Origin of the sequence: Methylobacterium sp. WL18 (assembly GCF_008040015.1) — a bacterium.
Taxonomy (GTDB): domain Bacteria; phylum Pseudomonadota; class Alphaproteobacteria; order Rhizobiales; family Beijerinckiaceae; genus Methylobacterium; species Methylobacterium mesophilicum.
In genome coordinates, this window is sequence record NZ_VRVD01000043.1 from 1 (window position 1) to 18249 (window position 18249).

Consider the following 18249-nt stretch of genomic DNA (forward strand, 5'->3'; position numbering starts at 1 on the left):
GCGCCGCGGGCGGCCCCGCCTTCGCTTCGCCGGTGACCGACTTCTACCTCACCAATCCGATCGCCCGCGCCTCGCGGGTGCTTGCCGAGTGCTCGCGCCTGGCCCGCGAGCGTGCCGCCGAAGCGCGGCCGCTTGCGGCGGCGGAGTAGGGATCTCACGATGACCTCGCTCGAAATCCTCGGGACCGTGCTCCTGATCGTGCTGAAGAGCTTCGTGCTGCTCTCGGCGCTGCTCGTCTTCATCGCCTACGCGCTGCTCGCCGACCGCAAGATCTGGGCGGCGGTGCAGCTCCGGCGCGGGCCCAACGTGGTCGGCCCGTTCGGGCTGCTGCAATCCTTCGCCGACCTGCTCAAGTTCGTGCTGAAGGAGCCGGTGATCCCGGCGGGGGCCAACAAGGCGATCTACCTGCTGGCGCCGCTGGTCTTCGCGATGCTGGCCCTGTCGAGCTGGGCGGTGATCCCGCTGGCCGACGGCTGGGCGATCGCCGACATCAACGTCGGCATCACCTACATCTTCGCGATCTCGTCGCTCGGCGTCTACGGCGTCATCATGGGCGGCTGGGCCTCGAACTCGAAATACGCGTTCCTGGGCGCGCTCCGGTCGGCGGCGCAGATGATCTCCTACGAGGTCTCGCTGGGCTTCGTGATCATCTGCGTGCTGCTCTGCGCCGGCTCCCTGAACCTCTCGCGCATCGTGATGGCGCAGGACACCAGCCTCGGCCTGTTCGGCTGGTACTGGCTGTGGCTGTTCCCGATGTTCGTGGTGTTCTTCATCTCGGCGCTGGCCGAGACCAACCGCCCCCCCTTCGACCTGCCGGAGGCCGAGTCGGAACTGGTGGCCGGCTACATGGTGGAATACTCCTCGACGCCCTATCTGCTGTTCATGCTCGGCGAGTACGTCGCCATCATGAGCATGTGCGCGCTCGGCACCGTGCTGTTCCTGGGCGGCTGGCTGTCGCCGATCCCGTTCGCGCCGTTCACCTGGGTGCCGGGCGTGATCTGGTTCATCCTGAAGGCCAGCTTCCTGTTCTTCCTGTTCGCGATGGTGAAGTCCATCGTGCCGCGCTACCGCTACGATCAGCTCATGCGCCTCGGCTGGAAGGTTTTTCTGCCGATCTCGCTGGTCTCGGTCGTCGTCGTCGCCTTCGTGCTCAAGCTGACCGGCCTCGCGCCGGGCGCCTGAGCCCACCCGCCGAATCGGAGATCCGGGCCATGAAGCTCGATCAGGTCGCAAAGAGCCTGCTGCTGAAGGAATTCGTGTCGGGGATGATCCTCGGCATGCGCTACTTCTTCAAGCCGAAGGCGACGATCAACTATCCCTTCGAGATGGGCCATCGCGGCCCGCGGTTCCGGGGGGAGCATGCGCTGCGCCGCTATCCCAACGGCGAGGAGCGCTGCATCGCCTGCAAGCTCTGCGAGGCGATCTGCCCGGCCCAGGCCATCACCATCGAGGCCGGGCCGCGCCGCAACGACGGCACCCGCCGCACCACCCGCTACGACATCGACATGGTGAAGTGCATCTATTGCGGCATGTGCCAGGAGGCCTGCCCGGTGGACGCCATCGTGGAGGGGCCGAACTTCGAGTTCTCGGTCGAGACCCGCGAGGAACTGCTCTACGACAAGCAGAAGCTCCTGCTGAACGGCGATCGCTGGGAGCGCGAGATCGCGCGCAACATCGCGATGGATGCGCCGTACCGCTAGGGCATCATCCCGAAAGGCGGTCGCCGCCTTCTGGGAAAAAGATGATGCGCTAGAGCCATGTCGGGGGTGCTGTTGTGCCACCGACGACCGGGTTCTATAGACGGGCCGCCCGCTGCGGCCCGTTTCCACGCAAGGCAGAAGGGGCCGCTCCGGCGGCCGATCCCGACGAGCGCATGACTGCAGCAGCCGCCTTCTTCTACCTGTTCGCGAGCGTCACGGTCGCGTCGGGCTTCATGGTGATCGCCTCGCGCAATCCCGTCGCCTCGGTGCTGTTCCTGATTCTCGCCTTCGTGAACGCCGCCGGGCTGTTCGTCCTGATGGGCGCCGAGTTCCTGGCGATGATCCTGGTCGTCGTCTACGTCGGCGCGGTCGCGGTGCTGTTCCTGTTCGTCGTGATGATGCTCGACGTGGACTTCGCCGCGCTGCGGCAGGGCTTCCAGCAATACCTGCCGGTCGGCGGCCTGATCGGGGCGATCTTCCTGGTGGAGCTGCTCCTGGTGGTGGGCTCCTGGACCATCGACCCGAACCTGGTCCAGGCGCCGCTCAGCAACGTCGCGGCGTCCGAGAACCTCACCAACGCCCAGGCGCTGGGCCGGGTGCTCTACACGGACTACGTCTACTTCTTCCAGCTTGCGGGCCTGATCCTGCTGGTGGCGATGATCGGCGCGATCGTGCTCACCCTGCGCGACCGCCCGGGCGTCAAGCGCCAGAACATCGCGGTCCAGAACGTCCGCACCCAGAGCATGGCGGTGGAGACCCGCAAGGTGCCCTCCCGCCAGGGCGTCGAGGTCTGATGCGCGATTTGATGCAAGGCGGGGGATTCGAACGATGATCGGCCTGAGCCACTACCTCACCGTCGCGGCGATCCTGTTCACGCTCGGCGTGCTCGGGATCTTCATCAACCGCAAGAACATCATCGTCATCCTGATGTCGATCGAGCTGATCCTGCTCGCGGTGAACATCAACCTGGTCGCCTTCTCGACGCAGCTGAACGACATCACCGGACAGGTCTTCGCCCTGTTCGTGCTGACCGTCGCGGCCGCCGAATCGGCGATCGGCCTCGCCATCCTCGTGGTCTTCTTCCGCAACCGCGGCACCATCGCGGTCGAGGACGTGAGCATGATGAAGGGCTAGGGCGCCCTTCTCCACGCGACCCGATTTCGCGGCCCCGCGTCGACGGGCCCCGAGTGACAATCCGGACGCCGCCCCGCGGCCGGCCCGGATGACGGACTGCAAGAGAGCGATGTATCACGCGATCGTCTTCTTCCCGCTGATCGGCTTCCTGATCGCCGGCCTGTTCGGCCGCATCATCGGGGCCCGGGCCTGCGAGTACATCACCACGGCGTTCCTGGCCTTCACGGCCCTGATCGCCTGGGGCGTGTTCCTCGACGGCGGCCACGCCGAACGGGTGCAGGTCGCGTCCTGGTTCTCCGCCGGCGACCTCCAGGTCGACTGGGCCTTCAAGGTCGATGCGCTGACCCGGGTGATGCTCGTCGTCGTGACCACGGTCTCGACCCTCGTCCACCTCTACTCCGTCGGCTACATGCACGAGGATCCGCACCGGCCGCGGTTCTTCGCCTACCTGTCGCTGTTCACCTTCGCCATGCTGATGCTGGTGACGGCCGACAACCTCGTGCAGATGTTCTTCGGCTGGGAGGGCGTCGGCCTCGCCTCCTACCTGCTGATCGGCTTCTGGTACGAGAAGCCGTCGGCCAACGCCGCCGCCATGAAGGCGTTCATCGTCAACCGGGTCGGCGATTTCGGCTTCTCGCTGGGCATCTTCCTGGTCTTCGTGCTGACCGGTTCGGTGGCGTTCGACGCGATCTTTTCCAAGGTCGACGCGATCAAGACCCTGAGCTTCCACTTCCTCGGCTATGACTGGAACGCCCTGACGCTGGCGTGCCTGCTGCTGTTCATGGGCGCCATGGGCAAGTCGGCGCAGTTCCTGCTGCACACCTGGCTGCCGGACGCCATGGAGGGCCCGACCCCGGTCTCCGCGCTGATCCACGCCGCCACGATGGTGACCGCCGGCGTGTTCATGGTCGCCCGGCTGTCGCCGCTGTTCGAGGAGGCGCCGAACGCCCTGATCGTCGTCACGGTGATCGGCGGCATCACGGCCTTCTTCGCCGCCACGATTGGCCTGGTGCAGAACGACATCAAGCGGGTGATCGCCTATTCGACCTGCTCGCAGCTCGGCTACATGTTCGTGGCGCTCGGCGTCGGCGCCTACTCGGCCGGCGTGTTCCACCTGTTCACCCACGCCTTCTTCAAGGCGCTGCTGTTCCTCGGGGCCGGCTCGGTCATCCACGCGATGCACCACGAGCAGGACATGCGGAACATGGGCGGCCTGCGCTCCCACATCCCGTTCACCTGCGCCATGATGGCGATCGGCTCCCTCGCGCTGATCGGCTTCCCGTACACGGCGGGCTACTATTCCAAGGACGCGATCATCGAGGCCGCCTACGCATCGACCCGGCCCGGGCACACGCTCGCCTTCCTGTGCACCGTCGTGGCGGCGTTCTTCACGTCGTTCTACTCCTGGCGCCTGTTCTTCATGACCTTCGAGGGCCCGGCCCGCTGGGGCATCCATGCGGCACATGATGACCACGCCGCCCCGGCAGTCGCGCATGCGGGCACCGCCCATGCCGCGATGGCCCACGAGGCCGACGGCGCCCCGGGCCATACCGAGGGCGTGGCCCACGACGACCACGGCCACGACGTCGAGCCGGCCCACAAGAGCGACCTCGTCGCGGACGACCATCACGGGCACGGCCATCACGGCGACCACACGCCCCACGAGAGCCCGCTGGTGATGACGATCCCGCTGGCGATCCTCGCCTTCGGCGCCCTGTTCGCCGGGATCATCTTCCACGACCGCTTCATCGGGTCCGGGATGGACGCGTTCTGGGGCCATGCCCTGGCGCACGGCCCCGACAACCACATCATGCACGAGATCCACGAGGTCCCGGCGCTCGTCTCCTACGCGCCGCTGATCATGCTGATCCTCGGCTTCGTCCTGGCGTTCTGGATGTACATCCGCCGTCCGGAACTGCCGGGCGCGCTCGCGGCGCAGCAGCCGTCGCTGTACCGGTTCCTGCTCAACAAGTGGTACTTCGACGAGCTCTACGACCGGATCTTCGTGCGTCCGGCCAAGGATTTCGGCCTGTTCCTCTGGAAGCAGGGCGACGGGAAGATCATCGACGGGCTCGGTCCCAACGGCATCGCGGCGCGCGTCGTCGACGTGACCCGCGGCGTCGTCCGCCTGCAGACCGGCTACGTCTACCACTATGCCTTCGTCATGCTCATCGGCGTGGCCGGCCTGATCAGCTGGTACCTGATGGCCGGCCTGCCCAAGGGTGTTCACTGACATGCTCGGCCTCGGCATCCTCTCCGGCCTGCTGATCGTCCCGCTCTGCGGCGCGGCCTTCATCCTCACCCTGAAGGGCGACGAGGACTCGGTCGCGCGCAACACCCGCTGGGCCGCGCTCGCCACCACGATCGTCACCTTCGTGCTCTCCCTGGTGGCCTGGGGCCGCTACGACGCCACGTCGTCGAGCTTCCAGCTCGTCGAGTCGCATCCGTGGCTCGCCGAGACGATCCGGTTCAAGCTGGGCGTCGACGGCTTCTCGATGCCGCTGATCCTGCTCACCACGTTCCTGATGCCGTTCTGCATCGGCGCGTCGTGGACCTCGATCCACGTCCGGGTGAAGGAATACTTCGTCGCGTTCCTGGTCCTCGAGACGACGATGATCGGCGTGTTCGCCTCCCTCGACCTGGTGCTGTTCTACCTGTTCTTCGAGGCCGGCCTGATCCCGATGTTCCTGATCATCGGGATCTGGGGCGGCCAGCGCCGGATCTACGCCAGCTTCAAGTTCTTCCTCTACACCCTGCTCGGCTCGGTGCTGATGCTGCTCGCCGTGATGGCGATGTACTGGCAGGCCGGCACCACCGACATCCCGACCCTGCTGCAGTACCGCTTCCCGGCGAACATGCAGACCTGGCTGTGGCTGGCCTTCTTCGCCTCGTTCGCGGTGAAGATGCCGATGTGGCCGGTCCATACCTGGCTCCCCGACGCCCACGTCGAGGCGCCCACGGCCGGCTCGGTGATCCTGGCGGGCATCCTGCTGAAGATGGGCGGCTACGGCTTCATCCGGATCTCCCTGCCGATGCTGCCGGTGGCGAGCCACGACTTCGCCCCCCTGGTCTTCGCCCTCTCGGTGATCGCGATCATCTTCACGTCGCTCACCGCGCTGATGCAGACCGACATCAAGAAGCTGATCGCCTACTCGTCGGTGGCCCATATGGGCTTCGTGACGCTCGGGCTGTTCACCCTGAACGAGCAGGGCATCCAGGGCGCCCTGTTCCTGATGATCTCGCACGGCATCGTGGCGGCGGCGCTCTTCCTCTGCGTCGGCGTGGTCTACGACCGGATGCACACCCGCGAGATCGCGGCCTATGGCGGCCTGGTGAAGCGGATGCCGCTCTACGCGGTGGCCATGATGGTGTTCACCATGGCCAATGTCGGCCTGCCCGGCACCTCCGGCTTCGTCGGCGAGTTCCTGTCGATGCTGGGCGCGTTCAAGGCGAACCCGACCGTCGCGTTCTTCTCGACCTTCGGCATCATCCTGTCGGCGGCCTACGCCCTGTGGCTGTTCGCCCGGGTGATCTACGGCAAGCTCGAGAAGCCCAATCTCCAGGGCATCCTCGATCTCGACACCCGCGAGAAGATCATCCTGGCGCCGCTGGTGGTGCTGACGATCTATTACGGCGTGCACCCGGCCCCCGTGCTCGACGTCTTCGCGCCCTCCACGGAGGCGCTGATGACCGGCATGAAGGCCGCCCTCGCCAACACCCAGACCGCGGCCGCCGCGCTGCCGCTCCCACGCTGAGACGGAACAGATGCCCACCGTCCACTCCGTGCTGCCCTCGCTGGCGCCGCTCCTGCCCGAGCTGATCCTCAGCGTCGGCGTGCTGCTCATGATCCTGTACGGCGCCTGGCGCGGCGACCGGTCCGCCGAGTCTGTCAGCATCGGCGCCCTGGTGCTGCTGCTGTTCGCCCTGTTCGTGGTCCTCTCGGCGCCGACGCACGGCCGGGTCACCACCCTGTCGGGGGCGTTCGTCTCCGACGCGTTCTCCAAGGTGATGAAGTCGCTGGTGCTGCTCGGCTCCGCGTCGACGATCCTGCTGGCTCACGACTTCTTCAAGCGCGAGCGGATCGACCGGTTCGAGTTCCCGGTGCTGATCGTGCTCTGCACCATCGGCATGATGGTGATGGTCTCCGCCAACGACCTGATCGCGCTCTATCTCGGCCTGGAGCTGCAGTCGCTCGCCGCCTACGTGATCGCCGCGTTCCACCGGGACGACGCCCGCTCCACCGAGGCCGGCCTCAAGTACTTCGTGCTCGGCGCGCTCTCCTCCGGGATGCTGCTCTACGGCGCCTCGCTGATCTACGGCTTCACCGGCACGGTCTCGTTCCCCGGCATCGTCTCGGCGCTGAACGAGAATGCGGGCCTGGGCATCGTGCTCGGCATCGTGTTCGTGGCCGCGGGCGTCTGCTTCAAGATGTCGGCGGTGCCGTTCCACATGTGGACGCCCGACGTGTACGAGGGCTCGCCCACCCCGGTGACCGCCTTCTTCGCCACCGCGCCCAAGATGGCGGCCGTCTCCATGACGGTGCGGGTGTTCATCGGCGCCATGCCGGACGTGACGGCGATCTGGCAGCAGATCTTCATCTTCGTCTCGGTGGTCTCGATGGCGCTGGGCTCGTTCGCGGCCATCGGCCAGCGCTCGATCAAGCGCCTGATGGCCTACTCGTCGATCGCCAACATCGGCTACGCGCTGATCGGGCTCGCCTGCGGCTCCGAGGAGGGGATCAGCGGGCTCGTCACCTACATGATCATCTACCTGGCGATGACTTTGGGGACCTTCGCGATCATCCTGTCGCTCCGGCGCCGGGACGTGATGTTCGAGTCGATCGAGGACCTGTCGGGCCTGTCGCGCACCCATCCCTGGCTGGCCTTCTGCCTCGCCGCGATGATGTTCTCGCTGGCCGGCATCCCGCCGCTGGCCGGGTTCTTCGCCAAGTTCTACGTGTTCGCGGCCGCCATCAAGGCCGGCCTCGTGACCCTGGCGGTGATCGGCGTCGTGACCAGCGTGGTCGGCGCCTACTACTACCTGCGCCTGGTCAAGATCATGTATTTCGACGAGCCGAAGGAGCCCTACGAGGCGATGGCGCCCGGCCTGCGGGTGGTGCTGGCCCTGTCGAGCGTGGTCGTGGTGCTGTTCTTCCTGCTCCCCGGACCGCTGGTCGGCGTCGCCGGCCGGGCGGCCCGGTCGCTGTTCTAGGCCCGGCGGCCTTCCGGCGCTCCCGATGAGAATGCGGCCCGATCAGAAAAGAACGCCTTGAGCTACCGTCTCGGGCCCGAGGCGCGCGCCCAGGGCCACCGCCTGCACGTTCACGACAGGTTGGATTCGACCAACACGGAGGCCATGGTCCAGGCACGGTCGGGCGAGACCGGCCCGCTCTGGGTGGTGACCCACCGGCAGGACGCGGGCCGGGGGCGACGCGGAAACGCCTGGGCGTCGCTGCCCGGCAACCTCGCGGCGAGCGTGCTCTGGCCGGTGGCCGGGGTGGCGGCCGAGCACCTGGCCGAACTCGGCTTCGTCGCCGGCCTCGCCCTGATCGAGGCGCTGGCGGCGACCTGCGGCACCCTGCCGGATACCCGGGGCGCGGCTTGCGCACGATCTCTGGCGTTGAAGTGGCCGAACGACGTGCTGCTCGGCGGCGGCAAGCTGGCGGGTCTGTTGCTGGAAGCCGAGACGCTGCCGGGGGGGCGCAGGGCCGCGGTGATCGGCTTCGGCGTCAACGTCGCGGCGGCCCCGGAGGGACTCGGCGCAACGAGCTTGGCCGCGACGGGTTACGCGGGCGGCTCCGAAGCGCTACTGGAACATCTCTCGGACCGGATGGCCGTGCGAGCACGCGCCTGGGACCGAGGCCGGAATTTCGCTCCCCTGCGCGAGGATTGGCTCGCGCGGGCCGCGGGTCTTGGGTCGGAGATCGCGGTGCGCAGCGGCGGACACATCCTGCGGGGCGTGTTCGAGACCATCGACGAGGGGGGGCGGCTCGTGATCCTCGCCCCCGACGGAAAACGGCATACCGTGACGGCGGGCGAGGTGCATTTCGGAACGGCCGCGACGGCGGCATGACGTTGGACGACGACAGATGGTGATGGGACAGGAGGAGCTGGTCTTCCTGCCGCTCGGCGGCGTGGGCGAGATCGGGATGAATGCGGCCCTCTACGGGTTCGGTCCGGAGAAGGGCCGGAAGTGGATCATGGTCGATTGCGGCATGGGCTTCGCCGGCGAAGAGCAGATGCCGGGGATCGACCTGATGTTCCCCGACCTCTCCTTCATCGAGGAGCGGCGGAAGGACCTGCTGGGGATCTTCATCACCCACGCGCACGAGGACCATATCGGGGCGATCTCGGAGCTGTGGCCGCGCCTCAAGGTGCCGGTCTACGCGACCCGCTTCGCCAAGAACCTGCTGGAGACGCGCCGCCTCTCGGAGCCCGGCGCCCCGAAGGTGGAGCTGCGCGAGGTGAAGCCCGGCCGCCGGGTGACGGTCGGCCCGTTCGAGCTCGAATACGTGCCGGTCTCGCACTCGATCCCCGAGTCGAACGCCATCGCGATCCGCACCGCCGCGGGCCTCGTGGTCCATACCGGCGACTGGAAGATCGACCCGACCCCCGTGGCCGGCGAGATCACCTCGCCCGAGGCGTTCACGGCGCTCGGCGACGAGGGCATCCTGGCGCTCGTCTGCGACTCCACCAACGTGGTGCGCGAGGGCTTCTCGCCGAGCGAGCGGGAGGTCGCCGCCACCCTCAAGACGCTGATCGCGGATTCGCCCCACCGGGTCGCGGTCACGACCTTCGCGTCGAACGTGGCCCGCATCCGGGCCGTGGCCGAGGCGGCCGTGGCCTGCGGCCGCGAGATCGTGGCGGTCGGCCGGGCCATGGACCGGGTGATCGATGTGGCCCGCGAATGCGGCTACCTCGACGGCCTGCCCGAGTTCCGCCGCTCGGATTCCTGGAAGAACCTGCCCCGCGAGCGGGTCGTGGCCCTGCTCACCGGCTCGCAGGGCGAGCCGCGGGCGGCGCTCGCCCGGGTCTCCCGCAAGGACCATCCGGATATCAGCCTGGCTGCCGGCGACCGGGTGATCTTCTCGTCGCGGGCGATCCCCGGCAACGAGCGCGACGTCGGCTCGATCATCAACGACCTGATCGAGCAGGGCGTCGAGGTGATCACCGACCGGACCGAGCTGGTCCACGTCTCCGGCCACCCGAGGCGGGACGAGATGGTCGAGATGTACAAGTGGACCCGGCCGGGCACGTCCATTCCGGTCCACGGCGAGGCGCTGCACCTCGACGAGCACGCCCGCTTCGCCCGGGCCCAGGGTGTCCAGAACGTCGTCAAGGCCCGCAACGGCAGCCTCGTCCGCCTGAGCCCCGGCAAGCCCGAGGTGATCGACCACGTGAAGGCCGGCCGCCTGTTCAAGGACGGCAACGTCCTGATCGACGAGAAGGACCGGGCGATCCCCGAGCGGCGCAAGCTCATGCAGGCCGGCCTGGTCTCCGTGGCCATCGCCATCGACGAGGACGGCGTCGTGCTGGGTGACCCGGCGGTGGACATCATCGGCCTGCCCAATCGCGGCCGCGCCGGCGAGCCCTTGATCGAGACGGTGGTCGATGCGGTCTCGCGCACCCTCTCGGGGATGTCGCGCGGCAAGCTCAAGGACTCGGAGGGCGTCGAGAAGGCGGTCGATCGGGCCGTGCGCACCGCCGTCAACGAGGTCTGGGGCAAGAAGCCGGCCTGCCACGTGCAGGTGGTGGAAGTCTGAGCGGTCATCCCGAAAGGCCGGTTCCGGCTTTCGGAAAACGATGACGCGCAACCAAAGACCGAGCGCATCGTCCGGGTTCTGATATCCAGGACGACGCGCTAGGATGAAAGAACGAGACGACGGACCACGGCAGGTCCCACCCAATCCCCTCATCCTGAGGTGCCCGGCGATCGGAGATCGCTGGGCCTCGAAGGAGCCCTCCAGCCGGCTGCGCGATCCCTGGAGGTCTCCTTCGAGGCTGCTGCGCAGCACCTCAGGATGAGGTCGGCATGAGGGAGACGCGGGACCTGCCGATCGGGGCGTCAACGGGAGGAACCAAACAATGATCGGTCGGCTCAATCACGTGGCCATCGCCGTGCAGGATCTCGAGGCGGCCTGCGCCGTGTACCGCGACACCCTGGGCGCGACGATCACGCCGCCCCTGCCGCAGCCCGAGCACGGGGTCACGGTGGTGTTCGTCGAGCTTCCCAACAGCAAGATCGAGCTGATGGCGCCCCTGGGCGAGGGATCCCCGATCGAGGCCTTCGTGGCCCGCAACCCGGGCGGCGGCGTCCACCACGTCTGCTACGAGGTCGACGACATCCTGGTCGCCCGCGACCGGCTGAAGGCTCAGGGCGCCCGGGTGCTCGGCACCGGCGAGCCGCGGATCGGCGCCCATGGCAAGCCGGTCCTGTTCCTGCACCCCAAGGACTTCCTCGGCACCCTCGTCGAGCTGGAGCAGGTGTGAACCGGATCCTGACCGCGCTGACCCGCTCCACCCCGGCGACCCTGGCCGCCGTCGCCGTGCTGGTGGCCGCCTTCGTGACCGTGGCCGTGAGCCAGTTCCGGCTCACGATCGGCGGGGCGATCGCGCTCTACTTCGTGGTGTGGTGGACGCTGCTCTTCGCGGTCCTGCCCCTGCGCAACCAGCCGGAGACCCGGCCCGGGCACGTGGTGCCGGGCCAGGATCTCGGCGCCCCGGCCCGTCCCCGGCTGCGCGAGAAGGCGATCTGGACGACGCTGGTGGCCGGCGTCGCCTTCCTCGCCGCCCTGGCCGTGTTCCCGCTGACGGGGCTGTAGGGCGCGCGCCGCCGCAGTGGATGCCGGTTCGGCGTAAGCGAGCGCGTTGAACCGAAGACTTTGAGCGTACGGGCCGCGGCCCCGGACCTCCGCGCCTTCCTGTCCGACAAGAGACGGCGACGTCACGCATCGCCTTGCGCGAAGCGCGCCCTTGCGGCTCCGGCTTAGACAGGTCGGAGGCAGCGCGCGCTCGTGCGGGAGAAAGGACCCGCGCGGATCTCGGCCGGCGCCTGAATCCCCGCATCCGGTGTGGTCGAAGCGTCCCGGGCCATATCTCCGGCTCGGCAGGTGCATGAGGACCGGGACGCGCATCCGGACGCGGCACGACGAATGCGGCGACGGTGAAAGGCTTACAAGCTCTGGCGGCGGACGGATCCGGCCACCGGCGTGAAACGAGGGTGCTCGGGCAGCACACGCCCTGGGCCGATCCCTCGCCAAGGAATAAAAAAACGTCTACACGGCCGCTCCCCGAACACGCCACCATGACGACGCTTACCTGCCGCGTATGCAGGACTGAGCCTGGAGAGCCTGAACCATGCCGATTCTCACCTTCCCCGACGGCAACACGCGGGAGGTCGCCGCCGGCACCACCGGCCGCAGCGTGGTCGAGGGCATCGCCAAGTCGCTGGCCAAGCGGACCGTCGCCATGGCGCTCGACGGCACGGTCGCCGACCTCGACGATCCGATCGCCCGGGATGCCCGCATCGAGTTCCTGGACCGGACCGACCCGCGCAGCCTTGAGCTGATCCGCCACGATTGCGCGCACGTGCTGGCCGAGGCCGTCCAGAGCCTCTGGCCGGAGACGCAGGTGACGATCGGCCCGGTGATCGAGAACGGGTTCTACTACGACTTCTACCGCGAGACCCCGTTCACGCCGGAGGACTTCCCGAAGATCGAGGCGAAGATGCGCGAGATCATTTCGCGCGATGCGCCCTTCACCAAGGAAGTCTGGAAACGCGAGGACGTGCGCGCGCTGTTCGAGGGCAAGCAGGAGAAATTCAAGGTCGAGCTGGTCGACGCGATCCCGCCGGGCGAGGACCTGAAGATCTACCGGCAGGGCGATTGGTTCGACCTGTGCCGCGGCCCGCACATGACCTCGACCGCCAAGGTCGGCACCGCCTTCAAGCTGATGAAGGTCGCGGGCGCCTACTGGCGGGGCGATTCGAACAACCCGATGCTGACGCGCATCTACGGGACCGCCTGGGCCGCCCAAGCCGACCTCGACGACTACCTGCACCGCCTCGAGGAGGCCGAGCGCCGCGACCACCGCCGCCTCGGCCGGGAGATGGACCTGTTCCACTTCCAGGAGGAGGGGCCGGGCGTCGTGTTCTGGCACGCCAAGGGCTGGACGATCTTCCAGGAGCTGATCGCCTACATGCGCCGCCGGCTGCGGGGCGACTACGCCGAGGTCAACGCCCCGCAGATCCTCGACAAGGCGCTGTGGGAGACCTCCGGTCACTGGGGCTGGTACCGGGAGAACATGTTCGCCGCGCAGTCGGCGGGCGACGAGGCCGAGGACAAGCGCTGGTTCGCCCTCAAGCCGATGAACTGTCCGGGCCACGTGCAGATCTTCAAGCACGGGTTGAAATCCTACCGGGACCTGCCCCTGCGGCTCGCCGAGTTCGGCGTGGTCCACCGCTACGAGCCGTCGGGCGCCATGCACGGGCTGATGCGCGTGCGCGGCTTCACGCAGGACGACGCCCACGTGTTCTGCACCGAGGACCAGCTCGCCGACGAGTGCCTGAAGATCAACGACCTGATCCTCTCGACCTACGCGGATTTCGGCTTCGACCAGATCGTCGTGAAGCTCTCGACCCGGCCCGAGAAGCGCGTCGGCTCCGACGCGCTCTGGGACCACGCCGAGGACGTGATGACCCGGGTTCTGACGCAGATCGAGGCGCAGTCGGCCGGCCGGATCCGCACGGAGGTCAACCCGGGGGAGGGCGCGTTCTACGGGCCGAAATTCGAGTACGTGCTCCGCGACGCCATCGGGCGCGACTGGCAATGCGGCACCACCCAGGTGGACTTCAACCTGCCCGAGCGGTTCGGCGCCTTCTACATCGACGCCGACGGCGCCCGGAAGCCGCCCGTGATGGTGCACCGGGCGATCTGCGGCTCGATGGAGCGCTTCACCGGCATCCTGATCGAGCACTTCGCCGGGCACTTCCCGCTCTGGCTGTCCCCGGTCCAGGTGGTGGTGGCGACGATCACGGGCGAGGCCGACGCCTACGCGCATGAGGTGGTGCGCGCCCTGGACCGTGCCGGCCTGCGGGTCGAGGCGGATCTGCGCAACGAGAAGATCAACTACAAGGTCCGGGAGCACTCGCTCGCCAAGGTGCCGGTGCTGCTCGCGCTCGGAAAGCGCGAGGCCGAGGAGCGCACGGTCTCGATCCGCCGGCTCGGCAGCCAGCAGACCCGCTCGCTGCCCCTGACGGAGGCGGTGGCGGCCTTCGTGGCGGAGGCGACCGCCCCGGACCAGCGCCGGGCGCAAGCCGTGGCCGACACGGTCCCGACCAGCGACACCGTCCTCGACGGGCATCACGGCGTCCACGCGACGCCCTGACGTTTGGGGGCGGATGATCGTCGGCCCGCCAAGTTTCGGCCTGCCAAGTTGAAGCGGTGCAGACGGAAGTCCCCACCGATCCCCGCAGCGGGCACCCGCGGGGATCGATCGAGGCCTGCGCAGGCTTGCTCGACCGAGCCGGGCAACTCTAAGTGATCGATGCTGATCGGCCGCAGGCGTCAACGCGTGCGGCTTCCGGAGGGATCGACGCCCCTGTCGCGGAGTTTCGATGCGGATTCCGTTTCGTCAAGGTAGGCGAAAGGAATCCCATTCTAAGTCGCCCCGGTAGCAGTCTTCGGCGGAGCCTCCGGCCATCGAGCGGGAGCCCGGATCCCGCCGGGTGCTTGAAGGGGGTCGCCATGAAGGCGCGGGCGGGCAGGGTTTCGGCGCGGCTGGAACGGCATGAGCGGGCGCCGATCGCCGCCTCCGGGGGCTACGGGTTCCGTCGCGACCGGCGGCTCGGGGCCCGGATCGTCCGGGCCCTGGACAGCCTGCCGCACGGCTTCTGCCTGTTCGATGCCGGCGACTGCCTGGTCTTCGCCAATGCCGGCTACCGGCGGATCTTCGGACAGACGGAAGGGCAGGCGCGGCCCGGCATGCATGCCCGGACCCTCATCGCGCTCAACACGGCCCGGGGCCTCAAGGCCGAGCGGGACCCGGCGCGGATCTGGGCGGAGCGGCGCCGGATCCTGGCCCGGCGCGATCCCGAAACCGTGCTGCAGACGCTCTCGGACGGGCGCCAGCTCGCCCTCACGCTCCAGCCGCAGCCGGATGGCGGCTGGGTCGCCCTCTACGAGGACGTGACCGAGCGCCGGCGGACGGAGGCGCTGCTGCGCCACAGGGCCGATCACGACCCGCTCACCGGCCTGCCCAACCGCTTCCTGTTCGAGACCCGCCTCGACCGGGCGGCGGCCGGGCCGGGCGGCTGCGCCCTGCTGTGCATCGACCTCGACGGCTTCAAGCCGGTCAACGACGTCTACGGCCACGCCGCGGGCGACGCGCTGCTGCGGCAGGTGGCCGAACGGCTCCGGGAAGGTCTCGGCGACCGGGATACCGCGTCCCGCCTCGGCGGCGACGAGTTCGCCCTGCTGCTGGACGACGCCCCGCTCGCGACCGTGCTCGACTCGGCCCACCGCATCCACCGGCGGCTCACCGAACCCTACGATGTCGGGGCCGACCGGCCGGTCCTGATCGGGGCCGCCATCGGCATCGCCTGCGCACCGGTCCACGCCGCCCAGGGGCAAATCCTCGTCACGCAGGCCGACGCGGCGATGTACCAGGCCAAGCGGCTCGGCCATCCCTGCCTGTGGGACGCTTCGCTGCGCCTCGGCTCCGCACCGGCCTCGTGACGCCCGGCGGCCCGGCTCACCGGGCCTTGTCGTGCTCCGCGAGGCCGACGGCCTTGTAATCGTAGGTCGGATAGAATTCGGTGCGGTACGCGCCCCAGGCGGTATCCTCCAGGACGCGGTTGATTTCGCGCAGCCGGGTCGCGGGCAGCCGCAGGACGATGATCTTCCCGATGCCCATGACGACGTTCCAGGACACGACCTCGATGCCGGGCGGCGGGAAGGCCTTGTAGAAGCCCTGCTGGGCCAGCTGCGCGTTCAGTTCGGAAAGCGGACGCGACTGGTCGTGCCGCAAAAAGACCGTGAGCAGGATGGCGTTGTCCGGCGTCGCCGGGGTCGAGCCTGCCTGCGGCGGCGGCGGCGTCTGAGCCATGGCCGGCAGCGCCGTCGTGCCTATCAGCAGCGCAAGCGCCGCCAGACCCGGCCGGATCGCGATCCTCGAGCGTCTCATGCGTTCTCCCCGCCCATCCGAACCGGCGCGAGACCAACGCGGCAGGCCCGCTTTCGTCGCAGCACGGTCGGCCGGCGGCCCGGGCGTTCAGTCCGGCTCGACATCGTAGGACAGGCGCAGCCGCAGGCGGACGGCGCCCTGCTCGTCCCGGACGGCGATCACGTAATCCTGCCGCACCTGCGGGTCCGAGAGCCCCTGCGCGATCCGGGTCATCATGCGCACCGCCTGGGCCTGCGCGGCGGCGAGATCGGGCAGGTCGAAGCCCGTCTGGTCGCGAACCAGGTTCGCACCATCGTGGAGATCGATGAAGTATCGGGGCACGGATATAGGCTCTGAAGACGCGATCGCGCGCCATCATCGTGCTACGTTGTTTCTACGTAGTGTCCAGGGGGCGAAAGATGCATTTCGCGTCCGTCGTATACCTGCCGTGGTTCAGGCCTCGGCGACGCGCCTCAACCGCCCTGGAGGCTCTCGGCGAAGTCTTCCGGCACCTCGCCGAACTGGCCGAGGATCGTTACGCCCTCGAGTTCGCCGGTCTCGTCGTCGGCGACCACCTTCAGCGCCGCCGCACCGGGCATCCGGGCGGCCAGCGCCTCGGCCTTCTTGAGCGCGCCGAACTCGCTCTGGGCGGGCTCCTGCCGGGCCGGCCTCAGCCGCTTCCGATGCAGCTCGAACGGCTGCACCACGAATGTCGTCTTCATCGCCATCCACCACCTTTGAAGCACGCGGCGCGGTTGCGATAGGGCGTCCACCCGAAAGATGGCCGCGGGCGTGCCCGGGCGACGACGCGTCCGGCGATCCCCGGTCAGAGGCTGCGGGTCGTGACGCCGAGCGCCAGCAGCAGGTAGGCCCCGATGAAGAACCATTGCCGGTGCGCCACCACCGTCCGCCCGACCATCGGGATGCGGGTGTAGAGGCTGGCGACGGCAAGGCCGATCAGCACGGCCGAGACCAGGAAGGTGAGCAGGCGCGGGGCGGACAGCGTGGGCATGGCCCATGCTCGCGCCGGGACGGTTACCGGCCCGTTACCGGTCGAGCCCCGGAATGCGGGGCCGGTCCGGCGTGAGCGGGCCGGTGGAGCCCGGCAGCAGCCCGACCTGGGCCAGCCACAGCGCCATGATCGCCCCCGCGATCAGGGTCGCCAGCGAGGCCAGCCGGCCGGTCCAGCGCCGGGTGATGATCATGACGGCCAGGACGACCAGAAGGGCGAGGAGGAGAGCGAGCAGGAGCATGGCTGGCCCATGCCACGGCCGCGCCCGCGCGTCACCGCGGCGACCACCGCCTTTCGAAGACTAATCGCCTTGAAGTTGAGAATATCGTGGCGTCCCGATCATGAAAGGTGCGGAGTCGGGGAGGGGGTGCGCTGATATTTCCGGGTGATCGCGGCTTTGCCCCGACCATGACGCCCGATCCCCCCGCGCGCCATCGTACAGGTCCAGGCTTGGTCGCAGCGTCGGAAGCACAATCCTCCTCACACACACGCCGTGTCGCGCCCCTCGCCGGCAGGCCATCGCCGAGATGCTGCGGAGGCCTGACAACTTCCCCTGGTCCAACGATCACTGTGTTCAAGCAAGAAAGTCCACGCCTGCGTCGACAAAGCATGCGATGCTACGCTCGGGTCGGCGGACGCATCATCGGGTCTTCGCCCAAACGGCGCGAATCACGGGACGGACCCGGAATCCGTATAATCTCAGACGCGGCAAACGATTGGGCGCGGGCCGGAAACACTGGTGCAATGATTTTCGAAATCTGCAGACCGTCAGGATAGTTCACCTGACGGTTGTGCCAGAATTCCCTACCCGGGGGCGCGAGCATGCACAGCGATCATGTCCGTTACGCACCCAGCAGAACAATTTTGTAACTTGCATTCGGGTGGAAGAAGTAGCAAATCGCGTGTGAGGGGTACATCGGGAACCATGAAGTGACAGAAGAAGCGATTGTGCACACGCCTGACCTTATCGGCTTGGCGGGCGACGTCGTCGCCGCCTACGTGTCGAACAACCCAGTTCCGGCGAGCGAGCTGCCGGCCCTGATCGCCCGGGTGCACGGCGCGATCGCAGGTCTCGCCTCCGGGACGAGCGCGGCCGCAGCCGGCGCCGAGGCGCCCGTGGCCGTCGACAAGCCGAGCGCGGCCCAGATCCGCAAGTCGGTCCAGCATGACGGGATCGTCAGCTTCATCGACGGCAAGACCTACAAGACGCTGAAGCGCCACCTGACCGCCAACGGCCTCAGCC

The 18249-nt window shown here is 68.3% G+C and carries 20 protein-coding genes; 15 read left to right on the forward strand and 5 right to left on the reverse strand.

Features of this window, described 5'->3' with window-relative positions; translation table 11 throughout:
• The 14 genes from FV228_RS06485 to FV228_RS06550 form a co-directional block, all read left to right on the forward strand.
• Positions 1–149 (forward strand): hypothetical protein (locus tag FV228_RS06485; RefSeq protein ID WP_147853844.1); only part of this gene is annotated, 149 nt, incomplete at its 5' end.
• A 10-nt stretch (positions 150–159) separates the two neighbouring features.
• On the forward strand, positions 160–1182 hold the full coding sequence (gene nuoH / locus FV228_RS06490; protein ID WP_147853845.1) for an NADH-quinone oxidoreductase subunit NuoH: 1023 nt from the start codon (positions 160–162) through the stop codon (positions 1180–1182).
• A 29-nt stretch (positions 1183–1211) separates the two neighbouring features.
• Entirely contained in the window at positions 1212–1700 is a 489-nt protein-coding gene (nuoI, locus tag FV228_RS06495; RefSeq protein WP_007560744.1) for an NADH-quinone oxidoreductase subunit NuoI, read from the forward strand.
• A gap of 173 nt (positions 1701–1873) precedes the next feature.
• Positions 1874–2494 (forward strand): NADH-quinone oxidoreductase subunit J, encoded by a 621-nt coding sequence (locus FV228_RS06500; RefSeq protein ID WP_147853846.1) that lies wholly within the window; start codon positions 1874–1876, stop codon positions 2492–2494.
• A 34-nt stretch (positions 2495–2528) separates the two neighbouring features.
• The gene (nuoK, locus tag FV228_RS06505) at positions 2529–2834 is read left to right on the forward strand and encodes an NADH-quinone oxidoreductase subunit NuoK (RefSeq protein WP_147853847.1); all 306 of its coding nucleotides are present in this window, start codon (positions 2529–2531) and stop codon (positions 2832–2834) included.
• 109 nt (positions 2835–2943) lie between these two features.
• Positions 2944–5067 carry an NADH-quinone oxidoreductase subunit L gene (gene nuoL, locus FV228_RS06510; RefSeq protein ID WP_147853848.1) on the forward strand — a complete coding sequence of 708 codons (2124 nt, stop codon included), beginning with the start codon at positions 2944–2946 and terminating at the stop codon, positions 5065–5067.
• A 1-nt stretch (position 5068) separates the two neighbouring features.
• Positions 5069–6589, forward strand: a complete 1521-nt coding sequence (locus FV228_RS06515; RefSeq protein ID WP_147853849.1) for an NADH-quinone oxidoreductase subunit M — start codon at positions 5069–5071, stop codon at positions 6587–6589.
• A gap of 10 nt (positions 6590–6599) precedes the next feature.
• Complete coding sequence (gene nuoN, locus FV228_RS06520; protein WP_147853850.1) at positions 6600–8045, forward strand: NADH-quinone oxidoreductase subunit NuoN; 1446 nt, start codon at positions 6600–6602, stop codon at positions 8043–8045.
• 57 nt (positions 8046–8102) lie between these two features.
• Positions 8103–8906 (forward strand): biotin--[acetyl-CoA-carboxylase] ligase, encoded by an 804-nt coding sequence (locus tag FV228_RS06525; RefSeq protein ID WP_147853851.1) that lies wholly within the window; start codon positions 8103–8105, stop codon positions 8904–8906.
• 16 nt (positions 8907–8922) lie between these two features.
• The gene (locus FV228_RS06530; RefSeq protein WP_147853852.1) at positions 8923–10596 is read left to right on the forward strand and encodes a ribonuclease J; all 1674 of its coding nucleotides are present in this window, start codon (positions 8923–8925) and stop codon (positions 10594–10596) included.
• 322 nt (positions 10597–10918) lie between these two features.
• Complete coding sequence (gene mce / locus FV228_RS06535; protein ID WP_147853853.1) at positions 10919–11323, forward strand: methylmalonyl-CoA epimerase; 405 nt, start codon at positions 10919–10921, stop codon at positions 11321–11323.
• Positions 11320–11655, forward strand: coding sequence for a DUF1467 family protein (locus FV228_RS06540; protein ID WP_147853854.1), 336 nt, complete (start codon positions 11320–11322; stop codon positions 11653–11655). The genes mce and FV228_RS06540 overlap by 4 nt, the downstream gene beginning before the upstream one ends.
• A gap of 535 nt (positions 11656–12190) precedes the next feature.
• On the forward strand, positions 12191–14218 hold the full coding sequence (thrS, locus tag FV228_RS06545; protein WP_147853855.1) for a threonine--tRNA ligase: 2028 nt from the start codon (positions 12191–12193) through the stop codon (positions 14216–14218).
• 344 nt (positions 14219–14562) lie between these two features.
• Positions 14563–15567: a diguanylate cyclase gene (locus FV228_RS06550; RefSeq protein ID WP_246693849.1), complete on the forward strand. Its 1005-nt coding sequence runs from the start codon at positions 14563–14565 to the stop codon at positions 15565–15567.
• 16 nt (positions 15568–15583) lie between these two features.
• Here FV228_RS06550 and FV228_RS06555 read toward each other — a convergent pair whose 3' ends face one another.
• The 5 genes from FV228_RS06555 to FV228_RS06575 form a co-directional block, all read right to left on the reverse strand.
• A complete protein-coding gene (locus tag FV228_RS06555; RefSeq protein WP_147853856.1) occupies positions 15584–16015 on the reverse strand; it encodes a hypothetical protein in 432 nt (143 codons plus the stop codon).
• Positions 16016–16102: 87 nt separating this feature from the next.
• Positions 16103–16336, reverse strand: a complete 234-nt coding sequence (locus FV228_RS06560; protein ID WP_147853857.1) for a hypothetical protein — start codon at positions 16334–16336, stop codon at positions 16103–16105.
• A gap of 131 nt (positions 16337–16467) precedes the next feature.
• Entirely contained in the window at positions 16468–16722 is a 255-nt protein-coding gene (locus FV228_RS06565; RefSeq protein WP_058194295.1) for a hypothetical protein, read from the reverse strand.
• A 98-nt stretch (positions 16723–16820) separates the two neighbouring features.
• Entirely contained in the window at positions 16821–17006 is a 186-nt protein-coding gene (locus FV228_RS06570) for a hypothetical protein (RefSeq protein ID WP_147853858.1), read from the reverse strand.
• Positions 17007–17040: 34 nt separating this feature from the next.
• Complete coding sequence (locus FV228_RS06575) at positions 17041–17247, reverse strand: hypothetical protein (protein WP_147853859.1); 207 nt, start codon at positions 17245–17247, stop codon at positions 17041–17043.
• Between the two features lie 707 nt (positions 17248–17954).
• Here FV228_RS06575 and FV228_RS06580 point away from each other — a divergent pair.
• Positions 17955–18249: MucR family transcriptional regulator (locus FV228_RS06580; RefSeq protein WP_246693850.1), on the forward strand; the 295-nt coding region annotated here is incomplete at its 3' end.

What these genes read in the sequence shown, in the direction of transcription:
- nuoL (WP_147853848.1), top strand. Translation starts at nt 2,944, where the DNA reads ATGTATCACGCGATCGTCTTCTTCCCGCTGATCGGCTTCCTGATCGCC.
- thrS (WP_147853855.1), top strand. Translation starts at nt 12,191, where the DNA reads ATGCCGATTCTCACCTTCCCCGACGGCAACACGCGGGAGGTCGCCGCC.
- FV228_RS06515 (WP_147853849.1), top strand. Translation starts at nt 5,069, where the DNA reads ATGCTCGGCCTCGGCATCCTCTCCGGCCTGCTGATCGTCCCGCTCTGC.
- FV228_RS06570 (WP_147853858.1), bottom strand. Translation starts at nt 17,006, where the DNA reads ATGCCCACGCTGTCCGCCCCGCGCCTGCTCACCTTCCTGGTCTCGGCC.
- nuoH (WP_147853845.1), top strand. Translation starts at nt 160, where the DNA reads ATGACCTCGCTCGAAATCCTCGGGACCGTGCTCCTGATCGTGCTGAAG.
- FV228_RS06565 (WP_058194295.1), bottom strand. Translation starts at nt 16,722, where the DNA reads ATGGCGATGAAGACGACATTCGTGGTGCAGCCGTTCGAGCTGCATCGG.
- nuoI (WP_007560744.1), top strand. Translation starts at nt 1,212, where the DNA reads ATGAAGCTCGATCAGGTCGCAAAGAGCCTGCTGCTGAAGGAATTCGTG.
- mce (WP_147853853.1), top strand. Translation starts at nt 10,919, where the DNA reads ATGATCGGTCGGCTCAATCACGTGGCCATCGCCGTGCAGGATCTCGAG.
- FV228_RS06575 (WP_147853859.1), bottom strand. Translation starts at nt 17,247, where the DNA reads ATGCTCCTGCTCGCTCTCCTCCTCGCCCTTCTGGTCGTCCTGGCCGTC.
- FV228_RS06555 (WP_147853856.1), bottom strand. Translation starts at nt 16,015, where the DNA reads ATGAGACGCTCGAGGATCGCGATCCGGCCGGGTCTGGCGGCGCTTGCG.
- FV228_RS06500 (WP_147853846.1), top strand. Translation starts at nt 1,874, where the DNA reads ATGACTGCAGCAGCCGCCTTCTTCTACCTGTTCGCGAGCGTCACGGTC.
- nuoN (WP_147853850.1), top strand. Translation starts at nt 6,600, where the DNA reads ATGCCCACCGTCCACTCCGTGCTGCCCTCGCTGGCGCCGCTCCTGCCC.
- nuoK (WP_147853847.1), top strand. Translation starts at nt 2,529, where the DNA reads ATGATCGGCCTGAGCCACTACCTCACCGTCGCGGCGATCCTGTTCACG.
- FV228_RS06530 (WP_147853852.1), top strand. Translation starts at nt 8,923, where the DNA reads ATGGTGATGGGACAGGAGGAGCTGGTCTTCCTGCCGCTCGGCGGCGTG.